Source organism: Streptomyces sp. NPDC037410, assembly GCF_055602235.1.
In genome coordinates, this window is sequence record NZ_JBVJWR010000018.1 from 8,802 (window position 1) to 27,878 (window position 19,077).

Consider the following 19,077-nt stretch of genomic DNA (forward strand, 5'->3'; position numbering starts at 1 on the left):
GCGGAAGCCGCCGGACGGACGGTCGTTGTCACGACGCTCGAAGGAACGGCCGCCACGGTCATCGCGGTTGAAGCCACCCGACGGACGGTCGTCACGGTTGAAGCCGCCGGACGGACGGTCGTTGTCACGACGCTCGAACGGACGGCCGCCACGGTCATCGCGGTTGAAGCCACCCGACGGACGGTCGTCACGACGGAAACCACCCGACGGACGGTCGTCACGGCGGAAGCCGCCGGACGGACGGTCGTTGTCACGACGCTCGAAGGAACGGCCGCCACGGTCATCGCGGTTGAAGCCACCCGACGGACGGTCGTCACGACGGAAGCCGCCACGGTCGCCACGGTCGTCGCGGCGGAAGCCGCCACGGTCGCCGCCACGGTCGTCACGGTTGAAGCCACCCCGGTCACCGCGGTCACGGCGCTCGAAGTTGCCCCGCTCGTCGCGGTAGGTCGAACGCTGCTCCTCGCGGCGCTCCTCGGCCTTCGCGGCGCGCTCGGCCTCGACGGCGGCGGCCGCGACCTCGGCCTCGGCGGCCTCGGTCACCTCGGCGACCGCGGCCTCCGGGTCCTCACCGCGCTCGCGGGCGGCACGGGCCACCAGGCGGTCGGCCTCCTCGCGGAGCTCGACGGCACGGCGCTGGAGGCGCTCCAGCTGCTTGGTCAGGTCGACGACCTCGCGCTCGGCCTGCTTGGCCGAGTTGTTCGCGGAGTCGGCCTGGACCTCGGTCAGCGAACGGGCGCCGGTGATCTCGGCGACCTCCGGGTCGAACGCGCCGGCACCGCCGACGATGTGGCGCGAGGCGTCGACGCCCGCGTCCTCCATCAGGCGGAAGATCTGGCGGCGCTGGTGCGGCAGGGCCAGGGAGACCACGACACCGGAGCGGCCGGCGCGAGCGGTGCGGCCCGAGCGGTGCAGGTAGTCCTTGTGGTCGCCGGCCGGGTCCACGTTCAGGACGAGGTCGATGCCGTCGACGTGGATGCCTCGGGCGGCGACGTCGGTCGCGACGAGCGCGTTGACGTAGCCGTCCTTGAAGTCGGCCAGGGTGCGCGTACGGGCGCCCTGGGTCATGCCGCCGTGCAGGGCGTCGGCCTTCACACCGGAGTCGCGCAGCTGCTCGGCGATGCGGTCCGCGCCCAGCTGGGTGCGGACGAAGATGATCGTGCGGCCCTTGCGCGCGGCGATGGCGGCGGTGACCGGCGCCTTGTCCTTCGGCTTCACGACGAGGACGTGGTGGGTCATCGTGGTGACGGCACCGGCGGAGGGGTCGACCTCGTGCGTGATCGGGTTCACCAGGTAGCGCTTGACCAGGCTGTCGATCTCGTTCTCCAGCGTGGCGGAGAAGAGGAGGCGCTGGCCGCCGACCGGGACCTGGTCGAGCAGCTCGGTGACCTCGGGCAGGAAGCCCAGGTCGGCCATCTGGTCGGCCTCGTCGAGGACGGCGATCTGGACCTGCTCCAGGGAGCAGGCGCCGCGGTTGATGATGTCGCGGAGACGGCCCGGGGTGGCGACGAGGATGTCGACGCCGCGCTCCAGGGCGTAGATCTGGTTGCCCATGGACGTACCGCCGCAGACGACCTTCATCTTGAGGCCGAGCACGTCGCCGTAGGGCTGGAGGGCGTCCGCGACCTGCATCGCGAGCTCACGGGTCGGGGTGAGGATGACGCCGCGGGGCTTCTTCTTCTCGGTGTGGCCGTCCGCCAGGGTGGCGAGCAGCGGCAGACCGAAGGAGAGGGTCTTGCCGGAGCCGGTGCGGCCGCGGCCGAGGATGTCCTTGCCGGCCAGGGCGTCCGGGATGGTCGCCGCCTGGATCGGGAAGGGGGTGGTGACGCCGTTCTGCGCGAGCTTCCGCACGACGCCCTCGGGCAGACCGAGGTCGCCGAAGGTGATGGTGGGCTCGGCGGGCTCCTCGGCGGAGTCGTCGGCGTCGGTGACCTCGTCGGTGACGGTGATGTCGTCGGTGACAGTGATGTCGGCCTCGGTCTCGACGGTCTCGGTGGCCTCTACGGCCTCGACGATCTCGTCGTTCTCGGGCATGACGGCGTGGTCAGAACTGAAAATGGACATGCGAAATGCGAAACCTTCCGGAGTCTCGGCACGCGCCCGTCAACTCCGTGAATTCGCAAATCGACCGCCTCAATGCGGTCAGTCACGGCTAGGGAGAGTACGCGCCACACGGCGCTCTTCGGTATCGGCGCCGGGCAATGGGATCAAACGATCTACCACCATACGCACCCTCCCCCACCTATGGCAAATCGGACTGCGTCACACCGGCTCCGCCTGCGGCGATGCCGCCGGCTCCCGGGGCGCCCCAGGCCCGTCCGCCGCCCGCATCGCACCCATCTGGGTGCCGGGGCCGGTGCTCGGCGGATCAGTGGGGTTCGAGGTCGGCTCCGGGGTCGGCTCGGGCGTCGGGTTCGAGGTGGGCTCCGGCGTCGGATCGGGACTCGGCTGGGTCGGGTCCGGCGTGGGCGTGGCCCCGCCGCCGTCCGGCCCCCCGGCACCGCCGCCGCTCCCGCCGCCCGCGCCCCCGCTGCCGCCGTTCCCGCCGGCACCGCCCGAGCCGCCGCCCTGGACCTCGTGGCCGCCGCCGTCCGGCTGCGGCTTCGACGGCCCCCCGGACCCGCCCGGGCCCTCCACCGGCAGCACCGCGCCCGGCGAGGGCTTCGCCGTGCCGGACGGCGAGCCGCTCGGGACCGGGGTCTCCTTGCCGCCGCCGGCCGCGGCGGGCCCGCCCCTCCCGGGCCGGCCGTTCCAGGACCCGGAGCCCCCACCCTGGTCCGCGCCACCGCCGTCGCTCTCGGCCGCCACGCCGTGCTTCCCCCCGGACGCACCGGGCGCCGGCTTCGCCCCCTCGTCACTCACACTCATACAGCCGCTCAGACCGGCACAGGCCGCGACGGCCAGCGCGGCGGCGGCCCATCTCACCGGGGTGGGCAAATGGCGCACGGGGGGCACCTCCAGGACACAACAAGCAGGAACGGAACGCGTCTCCCTGCCCAACTCCCCAGGCACCACAAGGGACACGGCCCCCACACAGCGACCCGATCCAGCCAGCCCCCGAACCCCGGCCCCCATACAGCGACCCGATCCGGTCGGGGGCCCGCTCAGCCGTAGCCGAGTGCGTGCAGCCGCTCGTCGTCGATGCCGAAGTGGTGGGCGATCTCGTGGACCACGGTGATCTCGGTCTCGGCCACGACGTCCTCGCGCGACTCGCACATCCGCAGCGTCGGGCCCCGGTAGATCGTGATCCGGTCGGGCAGCACCCCGGCGTACCACTCACCGCGCTCGGTCAGCGGCGTCCCCTCGTAGAGCCCGAGCAGCTCGGGATCGTCCGGCGACGGCTCGTCCTCCACGAACACGGCGACGTTGTCCATCAGCCGGGTCAGTTCCGGCGGGATCCGGTCCAGGGCCTCGGCGACGAGCTCCTCGAACTCCTCGCGCGTCATCTCCAGCACGGGCCCATTCTCCCCCTCCGGGAAACCGTTTTGGCGATACCGGCCGCCATCCCATATGCTTCTCACGTCCCCGACGCACTGAGAAGTGCGCAGGTGAGCCTCTAGCCCTCATCGTCTAGTGGCCCAGGACGCCGCCCTTTCAAGGCGGTAGCACGGGTTCGAATCCCGTTGGGGGCACGCATTACCGTGTGCGAGACTAGTGATCGCACACAAGCTTGGCTCTGTGGAGCAGTTGGTTAGCTCGCCACCCTGTCAAGGTGGAGGTCGCGGGTTCAAGTCCCGTCAGAGTCGCTGAAGCTGGAAACAGCTTCGTGGCTGGGTAGCTCAGTTGGTACGAGCGATCGCCTGAAAAGCGATAGGTCGCCGGTTCGACCCCGGCCCCAGCCACAGAGAGAAGGCCCCGTTCGAAAGAACGGGGCCTTCTTCGTGTACGCCGAAAGGGGCGGCCGTACGGGGGAGGGGCCCGCGCCCCTCCCCCGTACCGTCAGCTCTCCTTGCTCCGCTTTCCCCGTACCGCGAGCGCCCCCGCCACCACGGCCGGCACCGCGACGAGCAGCGCCCAGTCCGGCACCGCCCGGCCGAGCGAGGCGACCCGCTCCTCGACGGCGAAGGAGTCGTCCACCGACAGCAGGCCCGGCAGCGCGGTCGTCCCGTCGAAGGCCAGGAACAGGGTCCCGAGGGCGATGAAGAAGAGGCCCGAGAGCAGCGAGGTGGAGTGCACCTCGAAGCGGCCGATACGGAGCGGGCGGCCGCGCAGCCAGCGCCGCCGGCCCAGGTCGTACCGCTCCCAGAGCAGCGCCAGGACGAACAGCGGGACCGCCATGCCGAGCGCGTACACGGCCAGGAGCAGTCCGCCGTACGCCGGGCTGCCGCTCAGCGCCGCCACCGTCAGGACGCTGCCCAGGATCGGGCCCGCGCAGAAGCCCGCGAGGCCGTAGACCAGGCCGAGGGCGTAGACGGAGAGCGCCGAGGTGGGCCGGATGCGGCCGCTCGCCTCGGCGATCCGGCGGGAGGTGAACCCGAGCCCGAGGATCTGGAGGACGCCGAGGCCGACGATCAGCCAGCCGCCGGCGGTGACGAGCAGGTCCCGGTGGCCGTAGAAGAACCGGCCCGCGAGGGAGCCGGCCGCGCCGAGCGGGACGAGGGTGGTCGCCAGACCCGCGTAGAGGATGCCGGTCCTGGCGACGAGCTTCGCGCGCGTGTCGATCGAATACGCGAAGAAGGCGGGCAGGAGCAGGGCGTTGCACGGGCTGAGCAGGGCGAGGAGGCCGCCGAGGAAGGCGGCGAAGTAGCCGATGCCGGAGGTCACTGCCCGGCCTTCTTCGGAGCCGGAGCGTTCTTCGGAGCGTTCTTCGGAGCGTCCTTCGGAGCCGCCTTCGCCGCCGCCTCGATCGCCTCCGTGAAGGTCTCCAGGGACTGGGCGCCCGCGATCGGCCGGCCGTTGATCAGGAAGGACGGGGTGGAGGAGGCGCCGAGCTCGTACCCCTGCTCCTGGTCCTTCCGTACGGCCTCCCGGGCCGCCGCGCTGTCGCCGTCCCTGGCGAACCGGGCGAGGTCGGGCACGCCGGCCTCGGTCGCGAGGGCGGCGAGACGCTCCTTGCCGAAGCCCTTCTCCTTGGCGCCCTCGGCGTACGCGGCCTTGTGGAACTCCCAGAACCGGCCCTGCCGCCCGGCCGCCCAGGAGGCGCGGGCGGCGGCCTCCGACTCCTCGCCGAAGATCGGGAAGTTCCGCCACTCGATGCGCAGGGTGCCCTTCTCGACGTACTCCTTCACCAGGACGGGCTCGGTGTCGCGGGCGAACTTCCCGCAGTAGCCGCACTTGAAGTCGGCGTACTCGATGAGCACGACGGGGGCGTCGGCACGGCCGAGGGCGAGCTTGTCGGAGGCGTCGCGGCGGGCGTACGCCTCAAGCTCGGCGTAGACGCCGGCGGAGGGGTCGGCGGAGACCTCGGCGACGGCCGAGGAGCCGGAGGTGCCGGGGGCCGCCGGCTTGGTGGCCGTGTACGAGACGACGCCGAGCAGCACGGCGGCGGCCGCGACCCCGGAGACGATCAGAATCGGCTTGGACTTGGACATGCGGAAGCGCTCCTGGAGGAGTGGGAAGGGAAGGACGGCGGAGGCGAACCGTCTGCCTACACCCTCAGGACCGACAGCTCCACGGGAGACAGCGGTACGCGCGCGGGTGGCTCACGGCCCGCCGCCGCGGCCGGTTCGCAGGGGTCCGGCTGCCGGACCCCGGGCGCCGCGCGGTCGGCGGCCAGCGCCGGCAGGAGCTCGGCGAAGCCGTGCGCGCGCGGCGGTACGACGGGACCTCCGGCCCCTTCGTCGGCGGGGTGGCCCGGATCGCAGCCGGGCACGGCGGCGCCGAGGACGACGGGGGCCGTACCGGCGGCGGGGACCGGTGCCGAGGCCGTACCGGCGACCCGGGCCGAGGTCCGGGCCCCACCGCTGGGAGCGAAGGCGACCCGGGCCGAGGCCGGGACCCCACCGCTCGGAGCGAAGGCACCGCAGGCCAGGAGGCCCAGCACCAGGCCCAGAAGCGCGGCGAACGCCGCCGCCGCGCGGGTGGTGCGGAACATGCGAAACCCCTCCGGTCCGGGCCAGATGCCCGAAATACTACGCACGGCCGCTCCGCCCCCTTCGTAAATCGGTTCGCTGCTTCTCGTCCGCAGGTGCGATCCTGGATTCCGTATGTCTACTTCCTTCGCCGCCCTCCAGTCCGTCCTGGCCGAGGTCTCGCTGCGGGACTCCCACCGGCTCGGCCGCCGTCTCGAAGGCGCCCGCCGCATCCGCAAGCCCGAGGCCCGCGCGGCCGTCCTGGACGAGATCGCCGCCGAGGCGGCCAAGGCCAAGGAGCGCGTCGACGGGCGCGCCTCCCGCGTGCCCGCGGTCACGTACCCCGAGCAGCTGCCCGTCTCGCAGAAGAGGGACGAGATCCTGGAGGCGATACGCGACCACCAGGTCGTGATCGTCGCCGGTGAGACGGGCTCCGGCAAGACCACGCAGATCCCGAAGATCTGTCTGGAACTGGGCCGGGGCGTCCGGGGCATGATCGGGCACACCCAGCCGCGCCGGATCGCCGCCCGCACGGTCGCCGAGCGCGTCGCGGAGGAGCTGAGGACCCCCCTCGGGGAGGCCGTCGGCTGGAAGGTCCGCTTCACCGACCAGGTGAACCCGGACGCGACCTTCGTGAAGCTGATGACGGACGGCATCCTGCTCGCCGAGATCCAGACGGACCGCGAGCTGCGCGCGTACGACACGATCATCATCGACGAGGCCCACGAGCGGTCCCTCAACATCGACTTCCTGCTCGGCTATCTGGCCCAGCTGCTGCCGAAGCGCCCCGACCTCAAGGTCGTCATCACCTCGGCGACGATCGACCCGGAGCGCTTCTCCCGCCACTTCGGCGACGCCCCGATCGTCGAGGTCAGCGGCCGTACGTACCCGGTCGAGGTCCGCTACCGCCCGCTCCTCGAAGAGGACTCCGAGGAGTCCGACCGGGACCAGATCACCGCGATCTGCGACGCCGTCGACGAGCTGCAGAAGGAGGGGCCGGGCGACGTCCTGGTCTTCCTCTCCGGTGAGCGCGAGATCCGTGACACGGCGGACGCGCTGCTCAAGAAGAAGCTCTTCGACACCGAGATCCTCCCCCTCTACGCGCGGCTGTCCCACGCCGAGCAGCACCGGGTCTTCCAGGCGCACTCGGGCCGCCGGATCGTCCTCGCGACGAACGTGGCCGAGACCTCCCTGACCGTTCCCGGCATCAAGTACGTGATCGACCCGGGCACCGCCCGCATCTCCCGCTACTCGCACCGGACCAAGGTGCAGCGGCTGCCGATCGAGCCGGTCAGCCAGGCCAGCGCCAACCAGCGCAAGGGCCGCTGCGGCCGTACGTCGGACGGCATCTGCATCCGGCTGTACTCCGAGGACGACTTCCTCACCCGCCCGGAGTTCACGGACGCGGAGATCCTCCGTACGAACCTGGCGTCCGTCATCCTCCAGATGACCGCGGCCGGCCTCGGCGACATCGAGAAGTTCCCCTTCATCGACCCGCCGGACCACCGGAACATCCGGGACGGCGTGCAGCTCCTCCAGGAGCTCGGCGCGATCGACCCGACGGAGAAGGACCCGAAGAAGCGGCTCACGCAGCAGGGCCGGAAGCTCTCCCAGCTGCCCGTGGACCCGCGGCTCGCCCGGATGGTCCTGGAGGCCGACAAGAACGGCTGTGTCCGCGAGGTCATGGTGATCGCGGCGGCGCTGTCCATCCAGGACCCGCGCGAGCGGCCGTCCGAGAAGCAGGCGCAGGCCGACCAGCAGCACGCCCGGTTCAAGGACGAGACGAGCGACTTCCTCGCCTTCCTCAACCTGTGGCGGTACGTCCGCGAGCAGCAGCGGGAGCGCGGCTCCAGCTCCTTCCGCCGGATGTGCAAGCAGGAGTACCTGAACTTCCTGCGGATCCGCGAGTGGCAGGACATCTACGCCCAGCTGCGGACGGTCGCCAAGCAGATGGGCATCCACCTCAACGAGGAGGACGCGCCGGAGCAGTCCGTGCACGTCTCCCTGCTCTCCGGCCTGCTCTCCCACGTCGGCCTCAAGGACGTGAAGGAGAACAAGGAGAGCCAGGGCTCGAAGCGCGAAGGCACCCGCAACGAGTACGTGGGCGCGCGGAACGCCAAGTTCGCGATCTTCCCCGGCTCCGCGCTCTTCAAGAAGCCCCCGCGCTTCGTGATGTCCGCCGAGCTGGTGGAGACCTCGCGGCTCTGGGCCCGGGTGAACGCCCGGATCGAGCCGGAGTGGATCGAGCCGCTCGCGCAGCACCTGGTGAAGAAGACGTACAGCGAGCCGCACTGGGAGAAGGACCAGGCGGCCGTGATGGCCTTCGAGAAGGTGACGCTGTACGGCGTCCCGATCGTCGCCGACCGCAAGGTGAACTACGGGCGGATCGACCCGGAGGTCTCCCGCGACCTGTTCATCCGGAACGCGCTCGTCGAGGGCGACTGGCGCACCCACCACAAGTTCTTCGCGGACAACCGCAAGCTGCTCACCGAGGTCGAGGAGCTGGAGCACCGGGCCCGGCGCCGGGACATCCTCGTCGACGACGAGACGCTCTTCGACTTCTACGACAAGCGCGTCCCCGAACACGTCGTGTCCGGGGCCCACTTCGACTCGTGGTGGAAGCACAAGCACCGCGAGGAGCCGGAGTTCCTCGACTTCGAGCGCGAGATGCTCATCAACGAGAAGGCGGGGGCGATCACCAAGGACGACTACCCGGACTCCTGGCGCCAGGGCGCGCTGAAGTTCCGGGTGACGTACCAGTTCGAGCCGGGCGCGGACGCGGACGGCGTGACCGTCCACGTGCCGCTCCAGGTGCTCAACCAGGTGACCGACGAGGGCTTCGAGTGGCAGATCCCGGGTCTGCGCACGGAGGTCGTCACGGAGCTGATCCGCTCGCTGCCGAAGCCGATCCGCCGCCACTACGTGCCCGCGCCGAACTTCGCGACCCGCTTCCTGGACCACGTGGTCCCCGTCCAGGAGCCGCTGACGGGCGCGCTGGCGCGGGAGCTCCAGCGGATGGTCGGCGTCCCGGTCACGGACGGGGACTTCGACTGGACGAAGGTCCCGGAGCACCTCAAGGTGACGTTCCGGATCGTCGACGAGCGGCGCCGGAAGCTGGCCGAGGACAAGGACCTGGAGACGCTGCGGCTGAGGCTGCGTCCCAAGGCCCGTCAGGCGCTCTCCAAGGCCGCCGCGGCGGCGACGGCCGGCCCGGACGGCTCCGGGCCCTCCCTGGAGCGCACGGGCCTCAAGGACTGGACGATCGGGACGCTGACGAAGGTCTTCGAGACCAAGCGCGGCGGGCAGCCGGTGAAGGCGTACCCGGCGCTGGTCGACGAGGGCGATTCCGTGGCCGTGCGGCTCTTCGACTCGGAGGCCGAGCAGGCGCAGGCGATGTGGCGGGGCACCCGGAAGCTGATCATGCTGAACATCCCGGTGAACCCGGCGAAGTTCGCCTCGGACAAGCTGACCAACCAGCAGAAGCTGGCCCTGTCGTCGAACCCGCACGGCTCGATCCAGGCCCTCTTCGACGACTGCGCGACCGCCGCGGCCGACAAGCTGATCGCGGACCACGGCGGCCCGGCCTGGGACGAGGAGTCCTTCCGGAAGCTGTACGACCGGGTCCGCGCGGACCTGGTCGACACGACGGTACGGACGGTGGGGCAGGTCCAGCAGATCCTGGCGGCCTGGCAGGCGTGCGAGCGCCGGCTGAAGTCGACGAACAGCCTGGCCCTGATCAACAACCTGACCGACGTGCGGACGCAGCTCGCCTGGCTGATGCCGGCCGGTTTCGTCACCCGTACGGGGCTCAAGCGGCTCCCGGACCTGATGCGCTACCTGGTGGCGGTGGACCGGCGGCTCCAGCAGATGCCCACCGGGGTCCAGCGGGACACCACCCGGATGGAGAAGGTCCAGGAGATGCAGGACGAGTACGCCTGGCTCCTGGAGCAGCTTCCGAAGGGGCGTCCGGTGCCGTCGGAGGTCACGGACATCCGCTGGATGATCGAGGAGCTGCGGGTGAGCTACTTCGCGCACGCGCTGGGGACGGCGTACCCGATCTCGGACAAGCGGATCGTGAAGGCGATCGACGCGGCGGCCCCGTAGGGACGGGACCGGTGCGCGGGACCTCGCCGCCGGTGAGTTCGACCAGACCCCCTGACCTGCTGTACAGTCTTGCTCGCAGCCGCTTACGAGGGGCTGCGAGCAAGGCTCTGTGGAGCAGTTGGTTAGCTCGCCACCCTGTCAAGGTGGAGGTCGCGGGTTCAAGTCCCGTCAGAGTCGCTTTCACGAAGGCCCGCATCGCGAGATGCGGGCCTTCGTTGTGTTCCCGTGTCTTGACGGGGCCGCGCGCCCGCGAGTACCCCGGACTTCAGGGAATCGGGGGCCCACACCGGAGGTGGTCGCGCATGGCCGCGGCGTCCGTAGCTCGGCACGACACTCGCGCGCTGCTGCGCGCCCATCTGGCGGCCGCTTCGCGGTACGGACACCTCACCCGTCAGTGCGCGGTCTGCGATCGCCTCCTGAGGCTCGCCATGGAGGTCCCGGAGCCCGAGGAGCCGGCGGACCGCACCGAGGAGACCGCGGGGGACGAAAGTCCCACCGACCCATGACCAACGGCGGGTTGGCGGCGTTCCGTGAAGTGGGAGGCTGTTCCTTGGCAAGACTTCGTCAGTGTGACGGGTGTCACTGAAAGAGTTTCAGAAACCCCTGCACTTACACCCTCCCTACACCGCCCGGATTTAATATGTGCAATTGCACCACCCTGGAGAGAGTGTGGCGCGGGGCACAAAAAAGATCGCGCTGGACCCGGCGGAGTCCAGCGCGATCGTTGACGAAGACCTGTTGGGGCAGGTGCCCGTCGGCAGTACTAGGGGTGGGCGACCGGATTGGGGGATCCGGACGGGCCCGGTGTTACGGGGTGTTGCGGGGTGCTGCGGGGTTCTGCGCGACCTCAGGCCTCGCTGCGCTGCTGCGGAATACCCGCCAGCAGAGCGCGAACCTCGGCCTCGCGGTACCGGCGGTGTCCACCCAGGGTGCGGATGGACGTGAGCTTGCCGGCCTTGGCCCAACGGGTCACCGTCTTCGGGTCCACGCGGAACATCGTGGCAACCTCGGCAGGGGTCAGCAGCGGCTCGGCATCAGGGGTGCGAGCGGTCATGAGCGGCCTCCTCGGGAGAACCGAACCAATCTCGGTTCTTTCCTCTAAATTCTGCACCTTGACCCGCCTTGCCCGAAATGGCAGAAGCGGGCCGAGTCGGTTATAGGACGAACGGCTTGTCCTCGGCACTACAACTACACCATCCGTCCAGCCGCGTCGGCCAAACCGATGGAATTGCCCTCGCAGGTGTTCATCAGCGGCGGAAGTCGACTGACCATGCCATAACGGACAGTCACGCCACTGTGACGATCAGTCACAGAGCGATCAGGAGTCCTCAGACCCCCCATAGAGTGCAATGCTGAGCGTTCCGCCCGAACTTGGGCGGAAGGAACCCTCCCCGGACTCCTTGTCCTATTTTGGCACGAGGGTGGGTGATGGGCGCAAGAGTGCGTTACGTGCTGTCCGTCACGCTTGAGCCAAAGGCCCGGATCGGGACCAAGGGCCTCACCCGACCGGTGCGAAAGACCCGGCCAACGGAAACCGGCCACACCCTCAAGATCATTTACACCCGCCGGACATGTCTTGTCGATACCTACCTGACGAACTTGTCCGACTGATGTCAGTTCGCGTAACGGAGGTCCCTGACCGTCCGCCAGCGCTCCGCGAGCCGCCCGTACACCTCGCTCGCCGCCTCGCCGTCCCCGGCCCGCAGTGCGGCGATCCCCTCCGCCAGCTGCGCCGCCGAGCGGTCCTCCGCCAGCCACCCGGCCGGCATCACGTGCACCAGACCGCCGAAGTCCAGCTCCACGAGCGCCCGCGGATGGAACTCCTCCAGCCAGCGCCCCACCTCGATCAGACCCTCCGTCATCGGACCGTCGTCGATCGACTCCCGCAGCGCCTTCAGCGCCCGCGCCAGACGCCGCCGCGCCTGAGCCATCGTCGTCCGGTACCGCAGCACCGGCGCCCGGCCCGCCTCCGTGCTCCCGCGCTCCCCCGGCTCGTACTCCCGGTCCTCGTCCCCGAAGAGCGCGAACCAGCGCAGCGGCACCTGCCAGACCCCCGTACGGATCCACGGCCGGGCGTCCGGGTTCCGGCTCAGCCAGCGCTCGTAGTCGCCCGCCACCTGCGACCGGACCACCGGCGGCAGCATCGCGTCCAGGACCGACGCCGGATACGGTTCCGCCGCCAGCTCCTCCAGGGCCAGCCAGCCGCGCAGCCGGGTCCGCCACGGGCAGATCACCACCACCCCGTCCAGATGCGCGACGAAGGCCTCCCCGCTCTCGTGGACCGGCACCGGCACCGGCGGCGTCGGCAGCAGGTCCGCCAGCGAGCGGCGCAGCTCCTCCTGCGCCCCCGGGACGCGGGCCCGGCGCGCGTACCGGGCCCAGTGGGACCGCTCCGGCTCGGGGAACGCGGCCAGCGGCTCGTACACCCGCAGATAGGACGCGTAGGGAACGGGGACCGTGGGAGCGACCGACATGTCGCAAATCCTTCCACGGAGGTACTCCGGGAGGGGGTGATCCTCAGCACTGCGGCCGATCTACGCACAGGTAGGACTTACCCTCTTGCCGAACTGGTCCTCCCCCACCCCTAGGGAGGGCCGTAACCGCCGCTTCGTACTTGGGAGTCACCACCGTGACCGATGTGACCGGCGTTCCTGTCGACGTACTCAACACCCTGTTCCACTCGGAGCAGGGTGGCCACGAGCAAGTCGTGCTCTGTCAGGACCGCGCCACCGGCCTCAAGGCCGTCATCGCCCTCCACTCCACCGCCCTGGGCCCCGCCCTCGGCGGCACCCGTTTCTACCCGTACGCCACCGAGGCCGAGGCGATCGCCGACGCGCTCAACCTGTCGCGCGGCATGTCGTACAAGAACGCCATGGCCGGACTCGACCTGGGCGGCGGCAAGGCCGTCATCATCGGCGACCCGGAGAAGATCAAGACGGAGGAGCTCCTCCTCGCCTACGGCCGCTTCGTCGCCTCCCTCGGCGGCCGCTACGTCACGGCCTGCGACGTCGGCACCTACGTCGCCGACATGGACGTCATCGCCCGCACCAACCAGTGGACCACCGGCCGCTCCCCCGAGAACGGCGGCGCCGGCGACTCCTCCGTCCTCACCGCCTTCGGCGTCTTCCAGGGCATGCGCGCCGCCGCGCAGACCGTCTGGGGCGACCCGACCCTGCGCGGCCGCAAGGTCGGCGTCGCGGGCGTCGGCAAGGTCGGCCACTACCTCGTCGAGCACCTCCTGGAGGACGGCGCCGAGGTCGTGATCACCGATGTGCGCGAGGAGTCGGTGCGCCGGATCACCGACAAGCACCCGCAGGTCACCGTGGTCGCCGACACCGACGCGCTGATCCGCGTCGAGGGCCTCGACGTCTACGCGCCCTGCGCGCTGGGCGGCGCCCTGAACGACGACACCGTCCCGGCCATCACCGCGAGGATCGTCTGCGGCGCGGCCAACAACCAGCTGGCCCACCCGGGCGTCGAGAAGGACCTGGAGGAGCGCGGCATCCTCTACGCGCCCGACTACGTGATCAACGCCGGTGGCGTGATCCAGGTCGCGGACGAGCTGAACGGCTTCGACTTCGACCGTTGCAAGGCGAAGGCCACGAAGATCTTCGACACCACCCTGGAGATCTTCGCACGTGCGAAGGCCGACGGCATTCCGCCGGCCGCCGCGGCCGACCGGATCGCCGAGCAGCGCATGGCGGACGCCCGCCGCGCCTGATCCGCGCGCACCGCGGCACGGAGGCCGGCCCGCCGCCGGGGCGACCACGGGAAGTCCATGGAGAGACTTCGCTCACGCCCCTCGGCGGGTCGGCACTCCAGAAGAGGTTAAAATCGCGATTGACCAGCGAGGAGAGGGCACCTCGAAGGTTCTGTACCGGGGTATGTGATGCGCGCGGCGTACCGTAGACCCACGGAAACAGGTACCGTTGAAGCCCTACGGACCGGTCTCTCTACCGAGAGTCCGTTCCGAATCATGAACGCGTGTCAAGACTCTGGGGCCGAAGAGCCCCGTCACCGAGGGGGTCGAGCCATGGGGCGCGGCCGGGCAAAGGCCAAGCAGACCAAGGTCGCCCGCCAGCTGAAGTACAGCAGCGGCGGGACAGACCTGACGCGTCTGGCCAATGAGCTGGGCGCTTCGACTTCGAGCCAGCCGCCGAATGGCGAGCCGTTCGAGGACGACGACGAGGAAGACGACCCGTACGCCCAGTACGCGGATCTCTACAACACGGACGACGAGGACGAGGACGACGAGTCCGGTCCTAGTTCGTCCCCGCGTCGCGCTTGACCTTCTGAATCGCAACGCAGAAACCCGGACCGGGGTCACCCGTCCGGGTTTCTGTGCTGTCCGCCTACGGCGGGCGCAGAGGCGTGGATACGCGGACGGGGCGCCCCCTCAGGAGCGCCCCGTCCGTACTGGCTCGTCTTACTTCGCGTAGTCGCCCACGAGCTCTGCACCGCTCGTGTGCGCCCCGCGCTCGGTGATCTCGCCCGCGACCCAGGCCTCGACCCCGCGGTCCTCCAGCGTCGCCAGGGCCACGTCCACGGACTCGGCCGGCACGACGGCCATCATGCCGACGCCCATGTTCAGGGTCTTCTCCAGCTCCAGGCGCTCCACCTGACCGGCCTTGCCGACCAGGTCGAAGATCGCGCCCGGCGCCCAGGTCGAGCGGTCGACCGTGGCGTGCAGCCCGTCCGGGATGACCCGGGCCAGGTTGGCGGCCAGGCCGCCGCCCGTGATGTGGCTGAACGCGTGGACGTCCGTGGTCCGGGTGAGGGCCAGGCAGTCCAGCGAGTAGATCTTCGTGGGCTCCAGGAGCTCCTCGCCGAGGGTCCGGCCGAGCTCCTCGACCTGCTGGTCGAGGGTCATGCCGGCGCGGTCGAAGACCACGTGACGGACGAGCGAGTACCCGTTGGAGTGAAGGCCCGAGGACGCCATGGCGATGACCGCGTCCCCCGTACGGATGCGGTCCGCGCCGAGCAGCCGGTCGTACTCCACGACACCCGTGCCCGCGCCGGCGACGTCGAAGTCGTCCGGGCCGAGGAGGCCCGGGTGCTCCGCCGTCTCGCCGCCGACCAGGGCGCAGCCGGCCAGGACGCAGCCCTCGGCGATGCCCTTGACGATGGCGGCGACCCGCTCGGGGTGGACCTTGCCGACGCAGATGTAGTCGGTCATGAAGAGCGGCTCGGCGCCGCAGACGACGATGTCGTCCATGACCATCGCGACCAGGTCGTGGCCGATCGTGTCGTACACGCCCATCTGGCGGGCGATGTCGACCTTCGTGCCGACGCCGTCGGTCGCCGAGGCGAGCAGCGGACGCTCGTAGCGCTTGAGGGCGGAGGCGTCGAAGAGGCCGGCGAAGCCGCCGAGGCCACCGAGGACCTCGGGGCGCTGCGTCTTCTTCACCCACTCCTTCATGAGCTCGACGGCGCGGTCGCCCGCTTCGATGTCGACGCCCGCGCTCGCGTAGGAGGCACCGGTGGTCTCAGTCATGGGGTGAGAACTTTCGTGTCGTCGTACTACAGCTCGTGCTGCTCGTACCGCCCGCGCCGCGGGTCGCGGCGCGGGCGGTGGGGGTCTTACGGGCGACGGAGCGCGTCGGAGGCCGCGGTGGCGGCCGGGCCGGCGGCCAGCTCGGTCTCCAGGAGCTGCTTGCCGAGCAGCTCGGGGTCCGGCAGCTCCATCGGGTACTCGCCGTCGAAGCAGGCACGGCAGAGGTTCGGCTTCTGGATCGTGGTCGCCTCGATCATCCCCTCCAGGGAGATGTACGAGAGCGAGTCCGCGCCCAGCGACTTGCCGATCTCGTCGACCGACATCCCGTTGGCGATCAGCTCCGCGCGGGTCGCGAAGTCGATGCCGAAGAAGCAGGGCCACTTGACCGGCGGCGAGGAGATCCGGATGTGGACCTCGGCCGCACCGGCCTCGCGGAGCATCCGGACCAGGGCGCGCTGGGTGTTGCCGCGGACGATCGAGTCGTCGACGACCACGAGCTTCTTCCCCTTGATGACTTCCTTGAGGGGGTTCAGCTTCAGCCGGATGCCCAGCTGGCGGATGGTCTGGGAGGGCTGGATGAAGGTGCGCCCGACGTAGGCGTTCTTCACCAGGCCGGCGCCGAAGGGGATGCCCGAGGCCTCGGCGTAGCCGATGGCGGCCGGGGTGCCGGACTCCGGCGTCGCTATCACCAGGTCGGCCTCGACCGGCGCCTCCTTCGCGAGGCGGCGGCCCATCTCCACGCGGGAGAGGTACACGTTCCGTCCGGCGATGTCCGTGTCCGGGCGGGCCAGGTACACGTACTCGAAGACACAGCCCTTGGGCTTCGCTTCCGCGAATCGCGAGGTGCGGATGCCGTTCTCGTCGATCGCGATCATCTCGCCCGGCTCGACCTCACGGACGTAGCTGGCGCCGCAGATGTCGAGGGCGGCGGACTCGGACGCGACGACCCAGCCACGCTCCAGACGGCCGAGGACCAGCGGGCGGATGCCCTGCGGGTCACGGGCCGCGTAGAGGGTGTGCTCGTCCATGAAGACGAGGGAGAAGGCGCCCCGGACGTCGGGGAGGACCTTCGCGGCGGCCTGCTCGATGGTGAGCGGCGTACCGTCCTCGTCCACCTGGGCGGCGAGGAGCGCCGTCAGGAGGTCCGTGTCGTTGGTGGCAGCGACCCGGTTGGTCCGGCCCTCCTTCTTGGGGAGGTCCGCGACCATCTCGGCGAGCTGCGCCGTGTTCACGAGGTTGCCGTTGTGGCCGAGCGCGATCGAGCCGTGGGCGGTCGCCCGGAACGTCGGCTGCGCGTTCTCCCACACGGAAGCCCCGGTGGTCGAGTAGCGGGCGTGACCGACCGCGATATGACCCTGGAGGGAACCGAGAGAAGTCTCGTCGAAGACCTGGGACACGAGTCCCATGTCCTTGAAGACGAGGATCTGGGAGCCATTGCTTACCGCGATTCCCGCGGATTCCTGGCCCCGATGCTGGAGGGCGTAGAGCCCGAAGTACGTGAGCTTTGCGACCTCTTCACCCGGAGCCCAGACACCGAAGACGCCACAAGCGTCCTGGGGGCCTTTCTCACCGGGGAGCAGATCGTGATTGAGTCGACCGTCTCCGCGTGGCACGTTTCCGAGTGTAGACGGGCTCGACCACTGGTCCGAATTGAGGAAATGTGGAGGTGGCTGCCCTCGTGCGATCGCACGAAATGATCAACTCTGGCTTGGAGAGGGCTACAAAGCAGGCGGGGTAAGGGATTCCGGCCCCCGGGCCCCGGAGAGCGGACGCTCGTACCAGGCCCGGGGTGGTCCCGCGATGTGACGGACGCCGCAGTCGGCGGCCGCTCAGCGGGCGGCCGGGGTCGCCGTGAGGCCCTCTCCCGAGGCGTCGGTGAGGGTCAGCGTTCGGTGGTTCAGCCGATAGGTGAGCGGGCCGTCGAGGAGCTCGTACAGCCGCGTCTCCAGCGTCATCTGCGGGGGCGTGCAGATCATCCGGGTCGTCGCCGCCGGGCCCTCGACGGTGAGGGTGCGGGCCTTCTCGTCGACGCGGGCGTGCGCGGAGAAGTTGTTGCAGCCCAGGTTGCCGGTGACCCGGCCGTCGGCGCCGACCGTGAACCGCGCCTTGGCACCGCTGCCGGCGGGCAGGGAGGAGGCCGTGTCCCCCGAGACGAGGCCGTCGACCTTCCAGGTGGTGCCGAGCAGCGGGACGGCCTGCTCGGCGGTCAGCTCCACGCTGTTGCGCCCGTCGACCGAGGCGAACCGCAGGCCGTCGCCCTTCATCGTCCCTTTCAGCGGGCCCGAGAAGGCCTTGAGGAACGCCGTCTCGAAACGCCCCCGGTCGCCGGAGCAGGCCATGTCGGTCACCTCGGCCACGGTGACGGTGAGGGTGTCGCCGCGGAGCAGGACGGGGGCTCCGAAGGTGTTGCAGCCGGCGTTCCCCCCGGCACGGCCCTTCTGCTCGAAGTCGACGCGCGCCCCGTCGGGCGCGACCGACCTCACGCCGTCGACCGTGACGGCGTTCACCGCCCAGTGCGTGCCGGCGACCGGCAGATCGGGCTCGCCCGCACCGCTCCCCGCCCCTCCTTCCGTACCGCAGGCCGTGAGCAGGAGGAGGGGGACCAGGACGGCGAGTGCGCGTGGCTTCGGCATGCCGGTGGGACGGAGGGAGCGGCCGTACGGTTCCTCCGGCTAGCCCATCAGGGGCAGCAGGTCCTCCAGGTCCGCCCGCTCCCCGCTCGCGCTGACGTGGGCCGCGTCCAGCTCCGCCGCCCACTCCGTACGGCCCGTGGCGAGCCTGAGCCAGGTCAGCGGGTCCGTCTCCACCACGTTCGGCGGGGTGCCGCGGGTGTGCCGGGGGCCCTCCACGCACTGCACCACCGCGTACGGCGGGATCCGCACCTCGACCGCCCCGCCCGGCGCCTTCACCGCGAGCGCGTCGGCGAGGAGACGGGTGCAGGCGGCGAGGGCCTGGCGGTCGTACGGGATGCCGGCGCCGGTCGCCGCGTTCAGGTCGTCGGTGTGGACGACGAGCTCGACGGTCCGGGTGACGAGGAAGTCCCCGAGCCGCATCGCGCCGAAGCGGGTCGGGACGAGCCGCTCGTCGGAGGCGGCCCCGATCGCCTCCTCGTACCCCGCGAGGGTCTCCGCGTACAGCGTCGGCAGGTCGCCCGCGTCGATCGCCCGGGTGTCCTCGTCGATGCTCCCCGCCGCCGTCGCCGTGGCCAGGGGCCAGTCGACCAGGGCGAGTTCCCGCCGCTCGGGCTCGGGCTCCGCGAGCTTCCGGGACAGGGACGCGAGCACCATCGTCAGATGCGCCGCCAGGTCCCGTACCGTCCACTCCCCAAGGCGCGTCGGCCCGTCGAGCTGCTCGGGCGTGAGCGCGGCGACCGCCTCCCGTACGTGCCCGAACTGGGCGAGCACGGCGGCCCTGGTCTTGGCGGAGTCGTACGTACGGGGACGCTTCCTGGCGGGTGGCATGGGCAGA

The 19,077-nt window shown here is 70.6% G+C and carries 16 protein-coding genes and 4 tRNA genes; 8 read left to right on the forward strand and 12 right to left on the reverse strand.

The annotated features are described in order from the left end of the window. From ACZ7HT_RS26870 to ACZ7HT_RS26880, 3 genes are all read right to left on the reverse strand, one after another. Positions 1-2,064: DEAD/DEAH box helicase (locus tag ACZ7HT_RS26870; protein ID WP_471170667.1), on the reverse strand; the 2,064-nt coding region annotated here is incomplete at its 3' end. 198 nt (positions 2,065-2,262) lie between these two features. Further along, positions 2,263-2,946: a hypothetical protein gene (locus ACZ7HT_RS26875; protein WP_471170668.1), complete on the reverse strand. Its 684-nt coding sequence runs from the start codon at positions 2,944-2,946 to the stop codon at positions 2,263-2,265. Positions 2,947-3,104: 158 nt separating this feature from the next. Continuing rightward, on the reverse strand, positions 3,105-3,455 hold the full coding sequence (locus tag ACZ7HT_RS26880; RefSeq protein WP_030496497.1) for a metallopeptidase family protein: 351 nt from the start codon (positions 3,453-3,455) through the stop codon (positions 3,105-3,107). A 104-nt stretch (positions 3,456-3,559) separates the two neighbouring features. Between ACZ7HT_RS26880 and ACZ7HT_RS26885 the strand changes: the two genes are divergently transcribed. The 3 genes from ACZ7HT_RS26885 (at position 3,560) to ACZ7HT_RS26895 (ending at position 3,842) form a co-directional block, all read left to right on the forward strand. Next, a tRNA-Glu gene (locus tag ACZ7HT_RS26885) sits at positions 3,560-3,632 on the forward strand. Between the two features lie 40 nt (positions 3,633-3,672). Next, positions 3,673-3,746 (forward strand) — tRNA-Asp (locus ACZ7HT_RS26890). Positions 3,747-3,768: 22 nt separating this feature from the next. Then, positions 3,769-3,842 (forward strand) — tRNA-Phe (locus ACZ7HT_RS26895). A gap of 97 nt (positions 3,843-3,939) precedes the next feature. On the opposite strand, the gene ACZ7HT_RS26900 is transcribed toward ACZ7HT_RS26895, so the two are convergent. From ACZ7HT_RS26900 to ACZ7HT_RS26910, 3 genes are read right to left on the reverse strand one after another with little or no spacing between them, the layout of a single operon-like run. Further along, positions 3,940-4,764: a cytochrome c biogenesis CcdA family protein gene (locus ACZ7HT_RS26900; RefSeq protein ID WP_471170669.1), complete on the reverse strand. Its 825-nt coding sequence runs from the start codon at positions 4,762-4,764 to the stop codon at positions 3,940-3,942. Further along, positions 4,761-5,531: a DsbA family protein gene (locus tag ACZ7HT_RS26905; RefSeq protein WP_471170671.1), complete on the reverse strand. Its 771-nt coding sequence runs from the start codon at positions 5,529-5,531 to the stop codon at positions 4,761-4,763. Before ACZ7HT_RS26905 ends, ACZ7HT_RS26900 begins: the two co-directional genes overlap by 4 nt. Before the next feature lie 56 nt (positions 5,532-5,587). Next, positions 5,588-6,034: a hypothetical protein gene (locus ACZ7HT_RS26910; RefSeq protein ID WP_471170673.1), complete on the reverse strand. Its 447-nt coding sequence runs from the start codon at positions 6,032-6,034 to the stop codon at positions 5,588-5,590. Between the two features lie 112 nt (positions 6,035-6,146). Between ACZ7HT_RS26910 and hrpA the strand changes: the two genes are divergently transcribed. From hrpA to ACZ7HT_RS26925, 3 genes are all read left to right on the forward strand, one after another. Further along, entirely contained in the window at positions 6,147-10,115 is a 3,969-nt protein-coding gene (gene hrpA / locus ACZ7HT_RS26915) for an ATP-dependent RNA helicase HrpA (RefSeq protein WP_471170674.1), read from the forward strand. A gap of 103 nt (positions 10,116-10,218) precedes the next feature. After that, a tRNA-Asp gene (locus ACZ7HT_RS26920) sits at positions 10,219-10,292 on the forward strand. Between the two features lie 125 nt (positions 10,293-10,417). Continuing rightward, positions 10,418-10,621: a DUF6274 family protein gene (locus ACZ7HT_RS26925; protein ID WP_471170676.1), complete on the forward strand. Its 204-nt coding sequence runs from the start codon at positions 10,418-10,420 to the stop codon at positions 10,619-10,621. 341 nt (positions 10,622-10,962) lie between these two features. Here ACZ7HT_RS26925 and bldC read toward each other — a convergent pair whose 3' ends face one another. Together bldC and ACZ7HT_RS26935 are read right to left on the reverse strand one after the other, a co-directional pair. Continuing rightward, positions 10,963-11,169, reverse strand: coding sequence for a developmental transcriptional regulator BldC (gene bldC / locus ACZ7HT_RS26930; RefSeq protein WP_003949541.1), 207 nt, complete (start codon positions 11,167-11,169; stop codon positions 10,963-10,965). 559 nt (positions 11,170-11,728) lie between these two features. Continuing rightward, complete coding sequence (locus ACZ7HT_RS26935; protein WP_471170678.1) at positions 11,729-12,589, reverse strand: DUF8083 family protein; 861 nt, start codon at positions 12,587-12,589, stop codon at positions 11,729-11,731. 155 nt (positions 12,590-12,744) lie between these two features. On the opposite strand from ACZ7HT_RS26935, the gene ACZ7HT_RS26940 reads away from it, so the two are divergent. Further along, positions 12,745-13,836, forward strand: coding sequence for a Leu/Phe/Val dehydrogenase (locus ACZ7HT_RS26940; RefSeq protein WP_471170680.1), 1,092 nt, complete (start codon positions 12,745-12,747; stop codon positions 13,834-13,836). Positions 13,837-14,148: 312 nt separating this feature from the next. Continuing rightward, entirely contained in the window at positions 14,149-14,403 is a 255-nt protein-coding gene (locus ACZ7HT_RS26945) for a DUF3073 domain-containing protein (protein WP_030685394.1), read from the forward strand. 138 nt (positions 14,404-14,541) lie between these two features. On the opposite strand, the gene purM is transcribed toward ACZ7HT_RS26945, so the two are convergent. From purM to ACZ7HT_RS26965, 4 genes are all read right to left on the reverse strand, one after another. Further along, positions 14,542-15,609, reverse strand: coding sequence for a phosphoribosylformylglycinamidine cyclo-ligase (purM, locus tag ACZ7HT_RS26950; protein ID WP_471170681.1), 1,068 nt, complete (start codon positions 15,607-15,609; stop codon positions 14,542-14,544). An 86-nt stretch (positions 15,610-15,695) separates the two neighbouring features. Beyond that, positions 15,696-17,222, reverse strand: coding sequence for an amidophosphoribosyltransferase (purF, locus tag ACZ7HT_RS26955; RefSeq protein ID WP_366037470.1), 1,527 nt, complete (start codon positions 17,220-17,222; stop codon positions 15,696-15,698). Between the two features lie 216 nt (positions 17,223-17,438). Continuing rightward, a complete protein-coding gene (locus ACZ7HT_RS26960; protein WP_471170683.1) occupies positions 17,439-18,242 on the reverse strand; it encodes an META domain-containing protein in 804 nt (267 codons plus the stop codon). 39 nt (positions 18,243-18,281) lie between these two features. After that, positions 18,282-19,070, reverse strand: coding sequence for a maleylpyruvate isomerase family mycothiol-dependent enzyme (locus ACZ7HT_RS26965; RefSeq protein WP_471170685.1), 789 nt, complete (start codon positions 19,068-19,070; stop codon positions 18,282-18,284). Positions 19,071-19,077 lie beyond the last annotated feature (7 nt).

Excerpts from the sequence above, each read along its gene's own strand:
- bldC (WP_003949541.1), bottom strand. The coding sequence starts at position 11,169 with ATGACCGCTCGCACCCCTGATGCCGAGCCGCTGCTGACCCCTGCCGAG.
- ACZ7HT_RS26965 (WP_471170685.1), bottom strand. The coding sequence starts at position 19,070 with ATGCCACCCGCCAGGAAGCGTCCCCGTACGTACGACTCCGCCAAGACC.
- ACZ7HT_RS26910 (WP_471170673.1), bottom strand. The coding sequence starts at position 6,034 with ATGTTCCGCACCACCCGCGCGGCGGCGGCGTTCGCCGCGCTTCTGGGC.
- ACZ7HT_RS26925 (WP_471170676.1), top strand. The coding sequence starts at position 10,418 with ATGGCCGCGGCGTCCGTAGCTCGGCACGACACTCGCGCGCTGCTGCGC.
- hrpA (WP_471170674.1), top strand. The coding sequence starts at position 6,147 with ATGTCTACTTCCTTCGCCGCCCTCCAGTCCGTCCTGGCCGAGGTCTCG.
- ACZ7HT_RS26960 (WP_471170683.1), bottom strand. The coding sequence starts at position 18,242 with ATGCCGAAGCCACGCGCACTCGCCGTCCTGGTCCCCCTCCTCCTGCTC.
- purM (WP_471170681.1), bottom strand. The coding sequence starts at position 15,609 with ATGACTGAGACCACCGGTGCCTCCTACGCGAGCGCGGGCGTCGACATC.
- ACZ7HT_RS26905 (WP_471170671.1), bottom strand. The coding sequence starts at position 5,531 with ATGTCCAAGTCCAAGCCGATTCTGATCGTCTCCGGGGTCGCGGCCGCC.
- ACZ7HT_RS26945 (WP_030685394.1), top strand. The coding sequence starts at position 14,149 with ATGGGGCGCGGCCGGGCAAAGGCCAAGCAGACCAAGGTCGCCCGCCAG.
- ACZ7HT_RS26935 (WP_471170678.1), bottom strand. The coding sequence starts at position 12,589 with ATGTCGGTCGCTCCCACGGTCCCCGTTCCCTACGCGTCCTATCTGCGG.